Genomic DNA, 15,786 nt, shown 5'->3' with positions numbered 1-15,786 from the left:
AATTTGATCCGGGGAGGCGGCGCGTCTTGCCTCCGGTCGCCGGCTTTGTGAGTTTACGGCGCGGGCGACACTTTGTAGGCTGGTTTTATGGCACTCAAACGCATGGACAATGTCGGTATCGTCGTCGCTGATCTCGGCGGGGCGATCGATTTCTTTCTCGAACTCGGCCTTGAGCTCGAGGGCCGCGCCACGATCGAAGGCGAATGGGCCGGACGGGTCACGGGGCTGGGCGACCAGCATGTCGAGATCGCCATGATGCGCACGCCCGACGGCCACAGCCGGCTCGAACTCTCGCGTTTCCTGAGGCCAGAGGTCATTGCCGATCACCGCAAGGCACCGGTCAATGCCCTGGGCTATCTCCGCGTCATGTTCGCGGTGGACGATCTCGACGAAACCCTCACCAGACTGTTCAAGCGCGGCGCTGAACTCGCGGGCGAAGTTGTCGACTATGAGGGCGTCTATAGGCTTTGCTACATCCGCGGACCTGAAGGCCTCCTTATCGGACTCGCGCAGGAACTGCGCTGATCGCGATACGACGAGACGCAACACTCTGGCGCCTGCCGGAACCTGCCGCGGTGACGCTCTCGGGGCGACTCCCACTGTCAGCAATGTGCTCTCGGCCTGCGGCGGCTTGGCGATGTGCAGGGGATAGGCGAACGCGCTCGGCCGTGGACTATCTCGATAACAACCCGCTGATCAGCTTCGACGGCGCCGAGACGCTAGAGCGTAATCCCCATCCAGATAGCCTCGTCGCGGCCAATCTCGCTGAGCCCGATATGCTTGTAAAAGCCATAGGCGCGATCATTGGTCAGGCTGAGCCCGAGATGCATCGCCTTGGCGCCGGCCTTCCGCAGTGAATCGAGTTCTGCTTCGATCATCTTGCGGCCCCAGCCGCCCGATTGGGCCGGCGGCAAAAGGTTGATGTGGAGATGCGCGGGATAGCGATCCGAGAGCGAGGCATTGCCATGTTTGGGCTGGCGAATGCGGTCGAGAACATTCTTGTCCTGCTTGGTGGCCGCCTCGCGTCCGGCATATTTCTCCGCCAGCATGGGCCACCACTCGGCGTCGAGTCGCTGTTCAAAAGCCTGTGTGTCCGTCGTTCCGACCACATAGCCGATGACGGCGCCGTCATCCTCCAGCACAAAGGCATGGTCGGGGGCGAAATCGAGATAGGGCACCGACCACACCAGTCCCGGATAGTCGGGGTCCGAATAGAGAGCTGAAGCATCGGCCCCACCATCCGCCGTAAGCAGACAGATCGAAAAGAGGGCGTCCCTGTCTTCCGGGCGTGCCTGGCGTATCTGTGGCGACATCAAAAATCCCTATTGGTTCACTGCTTGGGGCGCGCCGTTGCCGCCACGCAAATCCCTATCGCTGCTGCGAGACGATCTCCGTTTTTGCCTTGGTCCGCAACCTCCGGTTCGCGCTTGCCAACTGCTTTGCCGACAAGCCCCGCATATTCGCCGAGGTCGATATAGGGCTGCGATTTGAGCCAGTCGGTGTTGAAGACAGGCATGGCGAATTGCCCATTGTGCAGTTCGATCAGTCGCTTGGCTTCGGGCACAAGCGCGAAAATCGCGCCCCAGTCGATGATGCCTTCGCCCGCCGGCACGAGATGGCGGCGAATGGATTCCGGCTCTTCCGGCCGCAATATCGCATCGTCCACATGCACTTGGGCAATATGCGGCGCGAGACGTTTTGCTGCCGCGATTGGGTCTTCGATCCGCACCAGCATGTTCACCGGATCGTACGACACCCCGAGCCTGTCGGCCCCGACGCGCTCGATCAGAGCCAGGCACTCATAAGAGGTGATTTCCTCATGCGTCTTGACCAGTGCCCGCATGCCGAGATCGGCAAGATTGGGCCGAAGGCTTGCGAGCAGCGCACCAACGGCATCGAGTTGCGCCGCCCAATTGCCCGCCCGGTCCTCCAGCGTCCCGATGGTAAAAAACATGTCGGTCATGCCGAGGCTGGCTCCGGTTTCGAGCAGTCTTGCCACGCCGCCCAACAATTCCCCCTGGCCAAGCTCCAGTTCCCGCCCGTGACGGTCGAGGCGGAGCGGATTGAGCCAATCAAGGCTCGCGCCAATAGCGATACCAAGGCGGTCGGCCTCGGCCTTGAGCTCGCCCAAAGCGCCCTTGTCCAGCGTAGGGCTCAGTTCGAAAAGGCTGTAGAAGGTGACCTCCGAAGCCCCCAAAGCCGCGGCCTTTTTGAGAACCTCGAACGGCTCATTGCCGGCATTGGGAATGCTGCCGCGCATCAATGCGTACATGACAACTCCTTCAGGTGATCGGAAAGACGCCGCGCGGAAACCGGGTGAGCCATTCGGCCCCGGTTTCGGTGACGAGAGCCACATCCCCGGCGCAGACATGACCGAGTTCGGGCAGCGAAAAATTGGGGTGGATTTCAAACACCATGCCCGGTTGAAGCACCGGACCATGGTCATCGCGGCTCCGGTCGCGCTGCGGCGCGAGCGCGGCAGCAAGGCCGGGCTCGGAATAATCGAGCCCCAGACCATGGCAGGATTGGAAGCGGAAGGGATCGCTCTCGCGCGTATAGGGGCAGATGGCGTCGATCCGGCTTTCGATGAGATCGCCCATTTCATGCGCCGGCCGCCCGGGCCGCATCAGCGCCAGAGCATCGTCCTGGATTGCTTCGATCCGCGCGATTGCGTCAGCCAGCGCCGGGTCCGCCGGTCCGATACTGCCGATACGCAACCCCTGGGCAAAATAGCCCTCATAGGAAACCATGGTACCCAGCTGCACCCGATCGCCGCGTTCCAGCGTTTCGGGCAATTCGAACATTTCAAAATAGGTCACCGGCGGCTTGGGGCCAGTGGAAAGCCAGAGCCGCGAGACATCGGCACCATGCCGGCGCCCCTCATGCTCGACTTCCGCCATCAGGCCCGCCGGCGTCGCGCCGGGCTCCGCCGCATAGGCAAAGGCGCGTTCGATCATGGCATCGGAAATGGCGCTGGCCCGACGGTGCAATTCGGTTTCGATCGGCGCCCGCGTCAATCGCAGCGCCTGCAATTCGGCATCCAGGGCGACGGCTTGGGGCAGGGCGGCCGCAAGCTGGGCAACAAAGCGGGGCGGCAATTCGTCGGTTCCCGCCGTACCAACCCATTGGCACTTCCCGAGCAATTCCAATGCGGTCGCCATGATCCCGTCCGGTCCCGCGCCTACAACGTCAAACGCCGCTCCGACGCGCGTCGAGAAAAGCCGAACCTCGTTCTTTCCTGGCGCAATGATCGTTGCCCGGTCTGCCGTGAGCACCAGTAATGACGGCGCCCAGATCGGGCTGAACCCGGCAAACCAGCCCAGATTTCCGCTCGTCCGCGTTCCTGCCGCAAGGCCGCGCGGCGCCGAAAAAAGCAGAATCGCCTCTAGCCCCTTCTGCTCCATCAGGCTTCGGCCCTGTTGAATTCTTTGTGCGTGATAGGCGCCGTCGAAAGGCGAGGGGGCTCTGGTGTTCATCGGTGGCATCGACCCTGTGACAGTCTCTTGACAAGCGGTTTCAGATGAGACCTTAATCACTGTAAGGAAAGTTACCAGACGGTCAAGTGGTGATGGAAGTTCTCTCCGGCAGTCCCAGGCTGCTTCGCAATCTCAATGAAAAGGCGGTGCTGCAGCGCCTCCTCAGCGAGGGTGCCCTAACGCGCATGGAACTCGAGGCCTTTACCGGCCTTTCCAAGCCCGCCATGTCCGATCTGCTGCGCCGGCTCGAAGCGGTGAACCTCATTCGCCGCGACGGCGAAAAGGCCGGCACCTATGGCCCCAAGGCAGGTCTGTGGGGTCTTGACCCCGCCGCCTCCTTCGTCGCGGGCATCGATGTCGGAACGCACGGAATAGACGCGGCAATCGCCGACATCGCCGGCAATATCATCGGCACCTTCAGGCACGAGGGGCAGCCCGGCGAACGCTACGACGCTCACGAGCGCCTCACCGCAGTCCTGCAAGCGGTGACCAAGGAAGCCGGCATCGAGATCAAGCAGATCGACCAGCTCGTCGTCGGCCTCCCCGGCATTGTCGATATGACGGCGGGCAACCTGCGCAAGGGCCAGCAGATTCCCAATTGGGAAGGCTACCACATCCCCGACGCGCTGCAGGAAGTGCTCGGCCATCGCCATGTGCTGATCGAGAACGACGTCAATCTCGTCGCCATCGAAGAAATGACTTTTGGCGCCGCCACCTCCATCCAGTCTTTCATCCTGCTCTGGGTTGGCGATGGCGTCGGCGCCGGCGCCGTCATCGGCGGCCGCCTGATCCATGGCTCGACCGGCACGGCCGGTGAATTGGGCGGCGCCATGGTGCCCGATCGTTTTGCCCAGCCTGGCGAAGACGTCCGCATGGCGCTCGTCGAAGACCTGCTCAACGTCTCGGCCATCGACGCGCTCGTTGCCAAATACGGTCTTGCCGGCAGCGACAGCATCGATGCCATCGCCCAGGCGGCGCGCGACGGGCAAGAGGCCTTCTTTGCCGAGCTTGGCTATCGGGTCGCAGCGGCGCTTACCGGCGCTATCGGTATTCTCGATCCTGAAATGGTCGTGCTCGGCGGCGATGTCGGCCGGGCCGGGGGGCGGGCGCTGTGCGACAGCGTCATCGGCGTGCTGAAGCGCCTGCCGATCGCCATTCCACAAATTGTTCCCACCGCCGTGAGCAGCAATGCCGTGCGGGCGGGCGCCGTAGAACTCGCACTCGAGCATGCTCGTGAGCGCGTGTTCACGGGAGGCAGCGCGGCACGCGGCCTCCCGTGAGGAGATGGACCACCCTGATGATGAAGCAGCCTTCCCCGGAGACGTTTATGCACAGACATTCAAGTTTGAAGAAGTCCCCCTGGCACTTGTCCAGAAGTTTGCGCGCCCTGGCTTTGGCCGGCCTGGCAGGCGTCGCGGCCCTCTCTGCGCCGCTTCCGGCCATGGCCGAAGTGCCGCTCGATCAGCTCGTGCGCATCGTGGCTGAAGGCGGCAACAGCTTTACGCGCACTTTCAATCCCTTCTCGCCCACGGCGCGCTGGGTCAGCACCCGCACCATGTATGAACCGACCATGATCCAGAACTATGCGACGGGTCAGCTCGATCCGTGGCTGGCAACGGGCTATGAGTGGTCTGCCGATGCGCTGAGCCTGACGCTCACCCTGCGCGACGACGTCAAATGGTCCGATGGCGAGGCCTTCACCGCCGCCGACGTCGCCTTCACCTTCAATCTGATGAAGGACAATCCGGGCCTGATCGGCCCCGCCGCCGGCGCCTTCGGTCAATATCTCAGTGCCGTCGAAGCCGTTGACGATACGACGGTGAAATTCACCTTCTCGACCACCTATACGCCGGGCCTTTACGCCATCGTCGATCAGTTCATCGTGCCCGAGCACGTCTGGAAGGACGTGGCCGATCCCGTTACCTTCGAGAATTCAGAACCGGTCGGCACCGGCCCCTTCACCACCATCGATGCCTTTGGCACTGATCGCTACCAGGTGACGAAGAACCCCAATTACTGGCAGCCCCTCAATATCGAAGGCGTCTTCGTCCAGGGTTTTAACGGCAATGACCAGGTCAGCGCCGCGGTGCTCTCGGGCAATATCGATTGGGGTGGGCTCGTGCCCGACCCGGACACCACTTTCGTGGCACTCGATCCCGAACACTTTGGCTATTGGTGGCCGCGCACCTCCGTCGTGATGCTGCTCGCCAATACCACTGACGGCGCCTTGGGCGACACGACGGTGCGAAAGGCCATGAGCCTCGCGCTCGATCGGCAGCGCATGATCAATACCGGCGTCTGGGGCAAGTCCGTGCCCGGCAATGCCACCGGCCTGCCCGAAGGTCCGTTCAAGGACTGGATCGATCCGGCCGTCGTCGAAGCCGGTGCCTCCTGGGTCAATATCGATCCCGACGCGGCCAACAAACTGCTCGACGATGCCGGCTATGCCCGCGGCGCCGATGGCATCCGCGTCGACAAGGATGGCCAGCCCATGGCCTATGACATCATCGTCCCCTCGGGTTGGAACGACTGGGTCTCGGCCAGCCAGATCGTCGCGGAAAACCTCGCCGATATCGGCATGGACGTAACCCTGCGCACGACCACAGCCGATAGCTGGACCAATTCCACCTTCACCGGCCAGTTCGACCTCTCGCTTGGCACCGCCCAGCGTACGGCCACACCCTTCGAGTTCTATCGCAACAACATGGCGACCTCGTCGGTTCAACCGGTGGGCACGGCATCGCCGAACAACCAGCAGCGCTATGGCGACCCGGCGGTGGACGAGCTTCTCGCCAAGTTCGCCGCCTCCACCGACGCTGCCGAGCAGAAGTCGATCATTGCCCAGCTTGAAGGCATGTTTAACGAAGCAGCGCCTGCTATTCCGCTTTACGAGCAACCGGATTGGGGCCTCTACAACACCACCCGGTTCACCGGTTTTCCCAATGCAGAAAATGCTTACGCGCCTTTGAGCCTGCAGATGACCAATGGTCCCCTGCTGGTCTGGCCGAAGCTCGAACGTCGCGCTGAATAGCTCCCATTCGGCGCTACCGGGGCTCCCGCTTGCGGGGGCCCCACTTTGGAGGCCCTTTCATGCTCTACATTGCTAAGCGTTTGGCGTTCTATGTGCTGGCCGCCTTCGTCGCCATCACCGTGAACTTCTTCCTGCCGCGCCTGACGCCGGGCGATCCGGCCTCGACCATCGTCGCCACCTATTCGACGACGCTGAACGAAGAATCCCTTGCAGCCCTGCGGCAGGCCTATGGCCTCACCGACGATCCGCTGTTCCAGCAATACCTGACCTATCTCGGCAATATCCTGCGCGGCGATTTCGGCCGTTCGCTCTCCAATTTCCCGGCTCAGGTCAGCGACATTATCGCGGCTGGCATCGGCTGGTCCGTACTCCTCGGCCTGACCTCAGTGCTCCTGAGCTTCGTCATTGGTTCAGCCCTCGGCGCCCTCGCAGCCTGGCGACGCGGCGGCATTTTTGACCGGTTCGCGCCACCCGTGCTGCTCTTCCTCGGCTCCTTCCCTTATTTCTTCCTGGCGCTGCTGCTCTTCTACATCTTCTGCTTCAAGCTGAAGTGGTTCCCGATGGGCAATGCCTATTCGAGCGTCAATCCGCCGCCCTTCACCCTCTCGGGCATTGGCGATGTGCTCTATCACCTGATCGCCCCTGCTTTCACCGTGGTGCTGGTCTCGCTCGGGCCATGGACCCTCAACATGCGCAACGCCATGATCGGCGTCCTGAGCGAAGACTATCTCACGCTCGCCGAAGCCAAGGGTCTCAAACCCCGCCGCGTGCTCTTCTCCCACGCCGTACGCACCGCGCTCCTGCCCAATATCACCGCCCTCGGTGCGGCGATCGGTGGCGTCTTCTCGGGCCAATTGCTCACCGAGATAGTCTTCACCTATCCCGGCCTCGGCTATTCGCTCATGCGCGCCGTCAGCGCCGTCGATTATCCGCTGATGCAGGCGCTCTTCCTCATCATCACGCTTTCCGTGCTCGCAGCCAATTTTCTCGTCGACACGCTCTATGTGCTGCTCGACCCGCGTGTCCGCGCCGGACAGGGAGCCTGAGCCATGTCCTTCTACGAAACTTTTGGCAAAATTCGGCGTCAGGCCCTCGGGTCCATCCCGGTTCTCGTCGGCGTCGTCATCCTTGTGATCCTCGTGGGCAGCACGGCGCTGGCCCGCTGGATTGCCCCCTACAACCCCACCCGCGCCACCGGCGGCATCAACGAATTCCCCTCCTGGGCCCATCCCTTCGGCACGACGGGGCAGGGGCAGGATGTCCTCAGCCAATTCCTCTATGGCGGCCAGAACACACTCTGGATCGCCTTCACCATCGCGGTTCTGACCACGCTGCTCGCGCTCATCGTGGCGCTGACCTCGGCCTATTTCCGCGGCTGGGTCGATGACGTGCTGACCCTCGTCACCAATGTCTTCCTCGTCATTCCCTCGCTGCCCCTGATCGTCGTCCTTGCCGCCTTCCTCACGCCGGGTCCGGCAACCATGATCATGGTGCTCACCATCACGGGCTGGGCCTTTGGCGCCCGCCTCTTCCGCTCTCAGGCATTGAGCCTCCGCGAACGCGAATTCATTGCCGCCGCCGAAGACGTGGGCGAGCGCCGCTGGCGCATCGTCGCCATTGAACTCCTCCCAAATATGGGTTCGGTCGTTGCCGCCTATTTCGTCAATCAGGTGATTTTTGCCATCACCGCCCAGGCCTCGCTCGAATTTCTGGGCCTCGGCGATGGCGGCCAGGTCACCTGGGGCTCCATGCTCTTCTGGGCGCAAAATACCTCGGCCCTGATCCGCGGCGCCTGGTGGACCTTTGTGGTCCCCGGCATGGCCATCGCGCTCACGGCCTTCTCCCTCGCCCTCATCAACAATGCCGTCGACGAATTGGGCAATCCGCGCCTCCGCGCCGATCGCCTCTTGCGAAAGGCCGGCTTCCGCAAACCGAGCGCCTCGCTCATGACCCCGGTGAAGCGCGATGCCTGATCTCGTTCCCGCTCTTGAAATCACCAATCTCTCCGTCGGCTATGCCACCGAAGACGGCATTCGCACGGCGGTAGACAAAGTCTCCTTCAGCATCGCGCCGGGCGAATTCATGGGCCTGGCCGGGGAATCGGGCTGCGGCAAATCCACCATCGCCCAATCGATCCTGCGGCTGCTGCGCGCCCCGGGCGTCATCACCGGCGGCGAAATCCGCGTCGCGGGCCACGACATGCTGACTGCCAATTCTGATCGCGTGCGCGAACTGCGCTGGCACACGGCTTCCATCGTGCTGCAAAACGCTCTGACCTCGCTCAATCCGGTCAAGCGCATCTCCGCCCAGCTCAAGGAAGTCCTCGAACGCGGTGGCGGCATCAAGACGCCGGCCGAGCTGCTGGAAATGGTCGACATCGACCCCAGCCGCCTCAGCGCTTTCCCGCATGAACTTTCCGGTGGCCAGCGGCAACGCGTTGTCATCGCCATGGCGCTCGCCCTCTCGCCGCAATTGATCATTCTCGACGAGCCGACCACGGCCCTCGACGTGATCGTGCAGCAGGAAATCTTTGTGACGGTAAAAGCCCTGCAAAAGCGCATGGGCTTTGCGGTCCTCCTCATCACCCACGACCTGCCGCTGCTCTTCGACGTGGCCGACCGGATTGCGGTGATGAAGGACGGAAAGATCGTCGAGGCGGCTGATACCGCCACCTTCCGCAAGCATCAGGAGCATCCCTATTCCAAGGCTTTGCTCTCGGCGACGCCCAAGGTCGATTTCACGACAATCCAACCCGTTGCCGAGCGGGGACCCGTTCCGCCCGTCCTCGAAACGCACCACCTCGTCAAAAGCTACGGTCGCAATCCCTTCACCGGCAGCGCCGTTCTGCGGGCTGTCGACGACATGTCCTTCCGCCTCGCCCCAAGCGAAATTGTTGCTCTGGTGGGCGCCTCCGGCAGCGGAAAATCCACCTTCGGGCGCATCGTCACCGGCCTCATCCGTCCGACCTCGGGCGATATCCTCGTCGATGGCCACACACCCGTTCCGGTTTCCCGCCGCCGTCCCGGTACGCCACGTGCCGCGCAGATGGTGTTCCAGGATGTCTATGGTTCGCTCAATCCGCTCCATACCATCGGCCACCACCTCCGCCGCGCCGTAATCTCGGCGCCCGGAACGGACAAGCGCGATGTGGAAGCCCGCGTCGCCGCGCTCCTCACCGAAGTGGGCCTCACCCCCACCGAAAGCTATCTCGACCGTCGCCCGCACGAGCTGTCCGGCGGCCAGCGCCAGCGTGTCGGTCTTGCCCGCGCGCTCGCCGCCTCGCCAAAGCTGCTGGTGGCCGACGAGCCGGTTTCCATGCTCGACGTCTCGATCCGGCGCGACATCCTCAACCTCATCGCGCGCCTCCGCGATGAGCAGGGCGTCGCAGTGCTCTACATCACCCATGACGTGGTCAGCGCCGGCTATATCGCCGACCGCATCGCCGTGATGCATCGCGGCAAGCTCGTCGAAGAGGGGTCCGCCAAGGCGGTTCTCAAAAATCCCCAGCACGACTATACGCGCCGCCTCATCGCCGCCGTCCCCGGCGGGCTGGGGCTGCCGACAGACCAACCAGAAGTGGCCCTCCCATGACTGCAACCATTCCAGAACTTCGCGTCGGCATAGACGGAAGAAAGTTTCCGCGCGCCGCCGAACTCGGCCCCATCGCTCTCCTCGAACGCTGCGCCGCCCTCGGCCATGCCGGCGTCTTCTTCCGCACCGTACTCGACGTCTCACCCACGCTCGATGCCGGCTTCCTCGCCGCCGTAAAACAGCGCGCCGATGAACTCGGCCTCTATCTCGAAATGGGCCTCGGTAAGATCAATCCCTACAACACACCCGAAGCCCCCGAAGTTCGCGATATCGGCCAGGGCGATTATGTGCTCGGCATGACCCGCATGATCGAGGCCACCACGGCCATTGGCTGCACCGCTCTCTGGGGCGATACGGCCAATTACCAGCGCCATAGCTGGGGCCTTCATGCCATCGACCGCTATCGCACCGATGTCGATTGGCCCGACCAGCTCGACGCCACCAGAAAATTCCTGCTCAAACTCAAGCCTGTTCTTAGAGATCGCGGCGCCGTCATCGCCGTCGAAACGCACGAAGAGATCACCACGGCCGAAATCGTCCGCCTGATCGAACAAGTGGGCGACGACACCTTGGGCGTCACCCTCGATCTCGCCAATGTGGTGGTGCGCGGCGAAGACCCGGTCGCTGCCACGCGCCGCCTCGCCCCCTTCGTGCGCAAAACCCACATGCGCGATATCGTGCTCTTCGCGCGTCCGCATGGTCTCGAACGCCAGACCCGCGCCTGCGGCGATGGCGTCATCGATTGGGTCAAAGTCCTCGGCGCCATCTTCGAAGCCGGCAGCCTGCCCAATTTCACCATCGAAAATGTCTGGGGCTCGGACAAAAACCAGATCCCGCTTTTCGACCCCGATTGGCAGGCCCGCCAGCCGGATGCCGTGCTCGGGGAAATCCTCGAGCTGATCCGCCTCTCCCGCGTCTTCGAGGATGGCGTCCGCGCCGGCACGATGATCGCGCCGGACGACTATTTTTCACCCAATCCCTCTCTCGACGAACTCGAGGGTTTCGTGTCGCGCAGCGGCGCCACCCTCAAGGCGGCCGCCGATGTGCTGCGCGCCGCCTCTACTGCAAAGGAGTAATACCGACCATGTTTTATCCGCTCAAAGTGCTCGTCATCGAAGCCCATCCCGACGAAGCGGAAATGTATACCGGCGGTACCATGCGGCGCCTTGCCGATCGTGGCGTGGCCGTCAAATTCATGTCGCTCACCAATGGCGATGCCGGTCACTACCAGATGGACCGCGATCCGCTAAAACGCCGCCGCGCCCGCGAGGCCTATGCCGCCGCTCGCCATCTTGGCGTGCTCGACTATGAAATCCTCGATATCCACGATGGCGAACTGATGCCGGACCTCGCCTTGCGCACGGCCGTCATCTCCTCCATTCGCCGTTGGCAGGCCGATGTGGTCATCACCTTCCACGACGATTGCCCGGGGCACCTCGATAACCGCAATGCCGGCAAGGTCGTGCGCGAAGCCTCCGGCTTCTGCACCAATGGCAATATCTGCCCCGAAGTGCCGCCGCTGGCCGAAGCCCCGATCTGCCTGAAAATGATCGACTACGGCGCCCTCGATGTGCACAGGCACGATGTCGTCTTCGATGTCGCCTCGTCCATCGATGCCAAGCTCAAAGCCTGCGCCGCCCACGCCACCCAGTTCTACGAATTCGCGCCCTTCGAACGCGGCTTCCTCAACGAAGCCCCGAAGATCGGCGACTGGGCCGCCGAGCGTGCTTTCATCCTGAAATATTGGCCGGAATTCATGTACGCGCTGCCGGGCATGAGCGGCGGCCACGAATTCGCCGAAAGCTTCCAGCTCGCCGACTATGGCCGCAAGGTCACCGCCGACGAGGTGAAAAAGCTCTTCGCGCTGTAAGCTGTAGTCGCTTCGACACAAAAGCGACTGACGAGTTGGGGCCGAAAATGGATCACCGTTTTCGGCCTTCTTTACGTCCGCGCACCGGAACACGCCCGCTCTGCTCGAGCCTGGTGTGGCACCGCTGACATCAGGTGGGCTCTTGTGGGGATTGGAGCGGGTGAAGGGAATCGAACCCTCGTCATCAGCTTGGGAAGCTGCTTCTCTACCATTGAGATACACCCGCGACGCGCCACTAGATGCGGGAAATCTGCGAAGCCGTCAAGCCGCCCTCAGGGGTACGGCTTGAAGTGTTTCGAAAGCTTCAGCGTCTGCGCCTGATAGTTCGAGCCGAGCGCCGAGCCATAGAGGCGATCCGGCTGTTCCGCGAGCTTTTCGTAGATCAGCTTGCCGATGCTCTGCCCGTGCCCGAGAAGGAATGGCACTTCGCGGCTGCGCACTTCCAGCACCGCACGGCTGCCTGTGCCACCGGCCGAGGAGTGGCCAAAGCCGGGATCGAAAAAGCCTGCATAGTGTACGCGGAATTCGCCCACCAGAGGGTCGAAGGGTACCATTTCAGCTGCATGGCTGGGCGGCACATGTACGGCTTCGTGCGATACGAGGATATAGAATTCATCCGGGTCGAGCGTCAGTTCAAGTTGCCCGCGATTATAGAGCGGCTCCCAGAAGTCGAGCACGTCGAGTGCGTTCTTTTTGTCGACATCGACAACACCGGTATGGCGCTTCGAGCGGAACCCGATCAGCCCATTACGGCCTTCGCCCTGAAGATCGATGGACAATGCCACACCTTCGCCTACCGGCTGGTCACCGCCGATGACAAGCGTATCGCTGGCATGCAGCGCCTGATGCTCGGCCGAAGTAAGCCGCGTATCTCCGCAGCGGAAGCGCATCTGGCTCAGGCGCGAACCCGTCCGCACCAGCACCGGAAAGGTGCGCGGGCTGACTTCGAGATAAAGCGGGCCCTTGTATCCCGCCGGCATCTGGTCAAAACCGCGCGCCCGATCGCCAATGACGCGGGTAAAAACATCGAGCCGCCCGGTCGAACTCTTGGGATTGGCCGAGGCACTCACCTCCGCTGGCAGGTCGAGGCTTTCCTGCAGCGGCACGAGATAGACGCAACCGCGCTCCAGCACCGCCCCGCGCGTCAGGTCGATCTCATGCAGTTTCAGCGCCTCGATCCGGTCTACCATGGAGTGAGCCGGCCCCGGCAAAAAGCTCGAGCGCACCCGATAGGCAACATCGCCGAGCCTCAGGTCAAGGCTTGCCGGCTGTACCTGATCGGCATCGAATGGCTGCGCCGTCACGATCGCGCCTTGCGCATGCAGCTTTTCGATCAATCGTGCAGGAAAGACGCCTTGCGGCCAGGCCTCTGCCATGGTGCGATGCTCCGGCAAATCAGGGGTCGTTCTCCCTAGCAAAGCCTGAACATTGACGCCACCGGCCAATTGCGGTTTAGTCATTTCCAGTGGTGATTTGGCCGGTCGCTTGCAGCCACTTTAAAGAAATTGCTAAAGACCGTTGGTAACCGGCCGCCACTCGCGTGCCGGTTTTTTTGTTCGAAGGCGAAGTTATGTCTAGAGATAAAAATCCCCTCCTTGATCCCAAACGGCGCTCGGCGGCGACGCAGATGGTCCATGGCGGGGGCAAGCGTTCGCCCTTCAACGAAACCAGCGAAGCCATCTATCTCAATTCCGGCTATTCCTACCCGAGCTCGCAGCATGCCGAGGACCTGTTCCTCAACAAGATCCCCGGTGCCCACAATTATTCGCGCTTTGCCAATCCAACCGTCGACATGTTCCAGGAGCGCATGGCGCTGATCGAAGGCGCTGAAGCTGCCCGCGGTTTCGCCTCGGGCATGGCCGCCGTCACCAATGCGGTGATGAGCCAGGTGCGCGCCGGTGACCACATCGTCGCTGCCCAGGCGCTTTTCGGTGGTTGCCGCTACGTGGTCGAAGACTACGCCCCGCGCTTCGGCGTTGAATCGACGCTCGTCGACGGCCGCGACCCCGAAAATTTCGCGCGCGCCATGCGCCCGAACACCAGGGTCGTCTTCGTTGAGACCCCGACCAATCCGACGCTCGAGCTGGTCGACATCAAGGCCGTCGCCGACATCGCCCACGCTCATGGCGCCAAGCTGATCGTCGACAATGTCTTTTCGACCGCCCTCTACCAAAAACCGCTCGAACTCGGCGCCGACCTCGTCACCTATTCGGCGACCAAGCATATCGACGGGCAGGGCAGGGTGCTCGGCGGCATCGTGCTCGGCTCAAAGGCCATCATCGAAGCCGACGTCCACACCTTCCTCCGCCAGACCGGCGCCACGCTCAGCGCTTTCAATGCCTGGGTATTGCTGAAAGGCCTCGAAACCTACGCCCTGCGCATCCGCCAGATGACCGACAGCGCCGAAAAGATCGCCGAAGCGCTGGCATCGCATCCAAAGGTCAACCGCGTCATCTATCCGCACCACAAGAGCCATCCGCAATACGATCTCGCCAAGCGCCAGATGAGCCGCGGCTCGACCCTCCTTGCCCTCGACCTCAAGGGCGGTCAGGAAGCGGCCTTCGCGCTCTCGGATTCCCTCGCGGTGGTGCTGATCTCGAATAATCTCGGCGATGCCAAATCGCTCATCACCCACCCGCGCACCACCACCCACGCGCGCCTCACCGAAGAAGTCCGCCTCGAAACCGGCGTCACCCCGGGCCTGTTGCGCCTCTCGGTCGGCCTCGAAGATGCCGATGATCTGATCGCAGACCTGATGTACGCGCTGGATCAGGTTTAGCGCCGATATGACTGATCTGCTCCGTGCACGACCGGCCTCCCCTCCCAACCTCCCCCGCCAGGGGGGAGGTGTCGCATCGCGTTTGGGACGAGGGCCGTTCAAGTGCACCAGCTCGGCACCCTCCCCCTTGCGGGGAGGGATGGGGAGGGGGATTGTGTGGCTTGGTTTTGCGGTGCTCGCTCTATGTGGACTGGCCTTCGCCACCCCCACACTCGCCCAGCCACTCCCCTACCACGCCGATCCCGACGCCCGCGAAATCCTGCCCTTGCAGGGTTCCGTCCCGGCGATCCGCTTCCTCACCACGGCCGATTTCCCACCCTTCAATTTCCGTGACACCAATGGCGAGCTGATCGGCTTCAACGTCGACCTCGCCAAGCGCATCTGCGCCGAGGTCAACATCGCCTGCACGCTCCAGGCCTGGCCCTGGGACCAAGCCGCCAATGCCCTCGCCGATGCGCAAGGCGACGCCCTCATCGCCGGCCTCGCCGTCACCCCTGAAAACGGCGCAAAATTCGACTTTTCCTCGACCTATCTCGCGTTGCCGGGCCGCTTCGTCACCCGCACCGATGACGTCGCCGCCTTCTCGGTCGCAAACCTCTCCGGCAAAACCGTCGCCATCCGCGCCGGATCAGCCCATGCCGATTTCATGGCGCGCTACCTGCCCAACGTGACGCTCGAAACCTTCGATTCCGAAATTGAAGCCCTGACCGCCCTGCGCGACGAAAAGGTGGACGCCTATTTCGGCGACGCCATGCGCTCCGCCTTCTGGCTCAACGACAATCCCGCCTGCTGCTCCTTTGCCGGCGAGCCCTATTTCCGTCCCGAACTCTTCGGCGAAGGCCTCACCATCGCCGTCCCCGCCGGCAACGACGCCGCCCGCCACGCCATCGATTGGGCCCTGGTCCGCCTCAAGGAAAACGGCGCCCTCGACGAACTCTACCTGCGCTGGTTCCCGGTGGGATTTTACTAAGCGGCCAGTGCTTCTCTAAACCATCCAACCCGTCGTCATTGCCGGGCTCGTACCGGCAATCCATCTCGC

The 15,786-nt window shown here is 62.7% G+C and carries 14 protein-coding genes, 1 tRNA gene and 1 riboswitch; of the genes, 10 read left to right on the top strand and 5 right to left on the bottom strand.

Annotated features, from left to right (window positions below; genetic code table 11):
- Positions 1-87 precede the first annotated feature (87 nt).
- The gene (locus tag J7557_RS18585) at positions 88-525 is read left to right on the top strand and encodes a VOC family protein (protein WP_291421517.1); all 438 of its coding nucleotides are present in this window, start codon (positions 88-90) and stop codon (positions 523-525) included.
- Positions 526-719: 194 nt separating this feature from the next.
- Here the strand turns inward: J7557_RS18585 and J7557_RS18580 are convergent, their stop codons facing one another.
- From J7557_RS18580 to J7557_RS18570, 3 genes are read right to left on the bottom strand one after another with little or no spacing between them, the layout of a single operon-like run.
- Positions 720-1,313, bottom strand: coding sequence for a GNAT family N-acetyltransferase (locus J7557_RS18580; RefSeq protein WP_291421516.1), 594 nt, complete (start codon positions 1,311-1,313; stop codon positions 720-722).
- A gap of 17 nt (positions 1,314-1,330) precedes the next feature.
- Positions 1,331-2,272 carry a TIM barrel protein gene (locus J7557_RS18575; RefSeq protein ID WP_291421515.1) on the bottom strand — a complete coding sequence of 314 codons (942 nt, stop codon included), beginning with the start codon at positions 2,270-2,272 and terminating at the stop codon, positions 1,331-1,333.
- Between the two features lie 10 nt (positions 2,273-2,282).
- Positions 2,283-3,476 carry a Xaa-Pro peptidase family protein gene (locus J7557_RS18570; RefSeq protein WP_291421514.1) on the bottom strand — a complete coding sequence of 398 codons (1,194 nt, stop codon included), beginning with the start codon at positions 3,474-3,476 and terminating at the stop codon, positions 2,283-2,285.
- 92 nt (positions 3,477-3,568) lie between these two features.
- Between J7557_RS18570 and J7557_RS18565 the strand changes: the two genes are divergently transcribed.
- From J7557_RS18565 to J7557_RS18535, 7 genes are all read left to right on the top strand, one after another.
- Positions 3,569-4,756, top strand: a complete 1,188-nt coding sequence (locus J7557_RS18565; protein ID WP_291421547.1) for an ROK family transcriptional regulator — start codon at positions 3,569-3,571, stop codon at positions 4,754-4,756.
- Positions 4,757-4,842: 86 nt separating this feature from the next.
- Positions 4,843-6,507 carry an ABC transporter substrate-binding protein gene (locus J7557_RS18560; RefSeq protein WP_291421513.1) on the top strand — a complete coding sequence of 555 codons (1,665 nt, stop codon included), beginning with the start codon at positions 4,843-4,845 and terminating at the stop codon, positions 6,505-6,507.
- A gap of 59 nt (positions 6,508-6,566) precedes the next feature.
- A complete protein-coding gene (locus J7557_RS18555; protein WP_291421512.1) occupies positions 6,567-7,553 on the top strand; it encodes an ABC transporter permease in 987 nt (328 codons plus the stop codon).
- A 3-nt stretch (positions 7,554-7,556) separates the two neighbouring features.
- Positions 7,557-8,480: an ABC transporter permease gene (locus J7557_RS18550; protein WP_291421511.1), complete on the top strand. Its 924-nt coding sequence runs from the start codon at positions 7,557-7,559 to the stop codon at positions 8,478-8,480.
- Positions 8,473-10,098, top strand: coding sequence for an ABC transporter ATP-binding protein (locus J7557_RS18545; RefSeq protein ID WP_291421510.1), 1,626 nt, complete (start codon positions 8,473-8,475; stop codon positions 10,096-10,098). Before J7557_RS18550 ends, J7557_RS18545 begins: the two co-directional genes overlap by 8 nt.
- Complete coding sequence (locus tag J7557_RS18540; RefSeq protein WP_291421509.1) at positions 10,095-11,174, top strand: TIM barrel protein; 1,080 nt, start codon at positions 10,095-10,097, stop codon at positions 11,172-11,174. The genes J7557_RS18545 and J7557_RS18540 overlap by 4 nt, the downstream gene beginning before the upstream one ends.
- Positions 11,175-11,182: 8 nt before the next feature.
- The gene (locus J7557_RS18535) at positions 11,183-11,968 is read left to right on the top strand and encodes a PIG-L deacetylase family protein (protein WP_291421508.1); all 786 of its coding nucleotides are present in this window, start codon (positions 11,183-11,185) and stop codon (positions 11,966-11,968) included.
- Positions 11,969-12,120: 152 nt separating this feature from the next.
- On the opposite strand, the gene J7557_RS18530 is transcribed toward J7557_RS18535, so the two are convergent.
- Positions 12,121-12,194, bottom strand: a tRNA-Gly gene (locus J7557_RS18530).
- A 46-nt stretch (positions 12,195-12,240) separates the two neighbouring features.
- Positions 12,241-13,344, bottom strand: coding sequence for a 2'-deoxycytidine 5'-triphosphate deaminase (locus J7557_RS18525; RefSeq protein ID WP_291421507.1), 1,104 nt, complete (start codon positions 13,342-13,344; stop codon positions 12,241-12,243).
- A gap of 79 nt (positions 13,345-13,423) precedes the next feature.
- Positions 13,424-13,499: riboswitch (SAM riboswitch) on the top strand.
- A gap of 39 nt (positions 13,500-13,538) precedes the next feature.
- On the opposite strand from J7557_RS18525, the gene metZ reads away from it, so the two are divergent.
- Entirely contained in the window at positions 13,539-14,747 is a 1,209-nt protein-coding gene (gene metZ / locus J7557_RS18520) for an O-succinylhomoserine sulfhydrylase (protein ID WP_291421506.1), read from the top strand.
- 154 nt (positions 14,748-14,901) lie between these two features.
- Positions 14,902-15,717: a transporter substrate-binding domain-containing protein gene (locus J7557_RS18515; protein WP_291421505.1), complete on the top strand. Its 816-nt coding sequence runs from the start codon at positions 14,902-14,904 to the stop codon at positions 15,715-15,717.
- Positions 15,718-15,786: the final 69 nt, after the last annotated feature.

It is taken from the genome of Devosia sp., from assembly GCF_017744655.1.
Taxonomy (GTDB): Bacteria; Pseudomonadota; Alphaproteobacteria; order Rhizobiales; family Devosiaceae; genus Devosia.
The sequence above is the reverse complement of the archived record's forward strand: the minus strand, read 5'-3'. Positions and strand labels throughout refer to the sequence as shown.

Bases quoted from the DNA above. Each gene is read 5' to 3' on its own strand.
- J7557_RS18585 (WP_291421517.1), top strand. From the start codon at position 88: ATGGCACTCAAACGCATGGACAATGTCGGTATCGTCGTCGCTGATCTC.
- J7557_RS18580 (WP_291421516.1), bottom strand. From the start codon at position 1,313: ATGTCGCCACAGATACGCCAGGCACGCCCGGAAGACAGGGACGCCCTC.
- J7557_RS18575 (WP_291421515.1), bottom strand. From the start codon at position 2,272: ATGTACGCATTGATGCGCGGCAGCATTCCCAATGCCGGCAATGAGCCG.
- J7557_RS18570 (WP_291421514.1), bottom strand. From the start codon at position 3,476: ATGAACACCAGAGCCCCCTCGCCTTTCGACGGCGCCTATCACGCACAA.
- J7557_RS18565 (WP_291421547.1), top strand. From the start codon at position 3,569: ATGGAAGTTCTCTCCGGCAGTCCCAGGCTGCTTCGCAATCTCAATGAA.
- J7557_RS18555 (WP_291421512.1), top strand. From the start codon at position 6,567: ATGCTCTACATTGCTAAGCGTTTGGCGTTCTATGTGCTGGCCGCCTTC.
- J7557_RS18550 (WP_291421511.1), top strand. From the start codon at position 7,557: ATGTCCTTCTACGAAACTTTTGGCAAAATTCGGCGTCAGGCCCTCGGG.
- J7557_RS18545 (WP_291421510.1), top strand. From the start codon at position 8,473: ATGCCTGATCTCGTTCCCGCTCTTGAAATCACCAATCTCTCCGTCGGC.
- J7557_RS18540 (WP_291421509.1), top strand. From the start codon at position 10,095: ATGACTGCAACCATTCCAGAACTTCGCGTCGGCATAGACGGAAGAAAG.
- J7557_RS18535 (WP_291421508.1), top strand. From the start codon at position 11,183: ATGTTTTATCCGCTCAAAGTGCTCGTCATCGAAGCCCATCCCGACGAA.
- J7557_RS18525 (WP_291421507.1), bottom strand. From the start codon at position 13,344: ATGGCAGAGGCCTGGCCGCAAGGCGTCTTTCCTGCACGATTGATCGAA.
- metZ (WP_291421506.1), top strand. From the start codon at position 13,539: ATGTCTAGAGATAAAAATCCCCTCCTTGATCCCAAACGGCGCTCGGCG.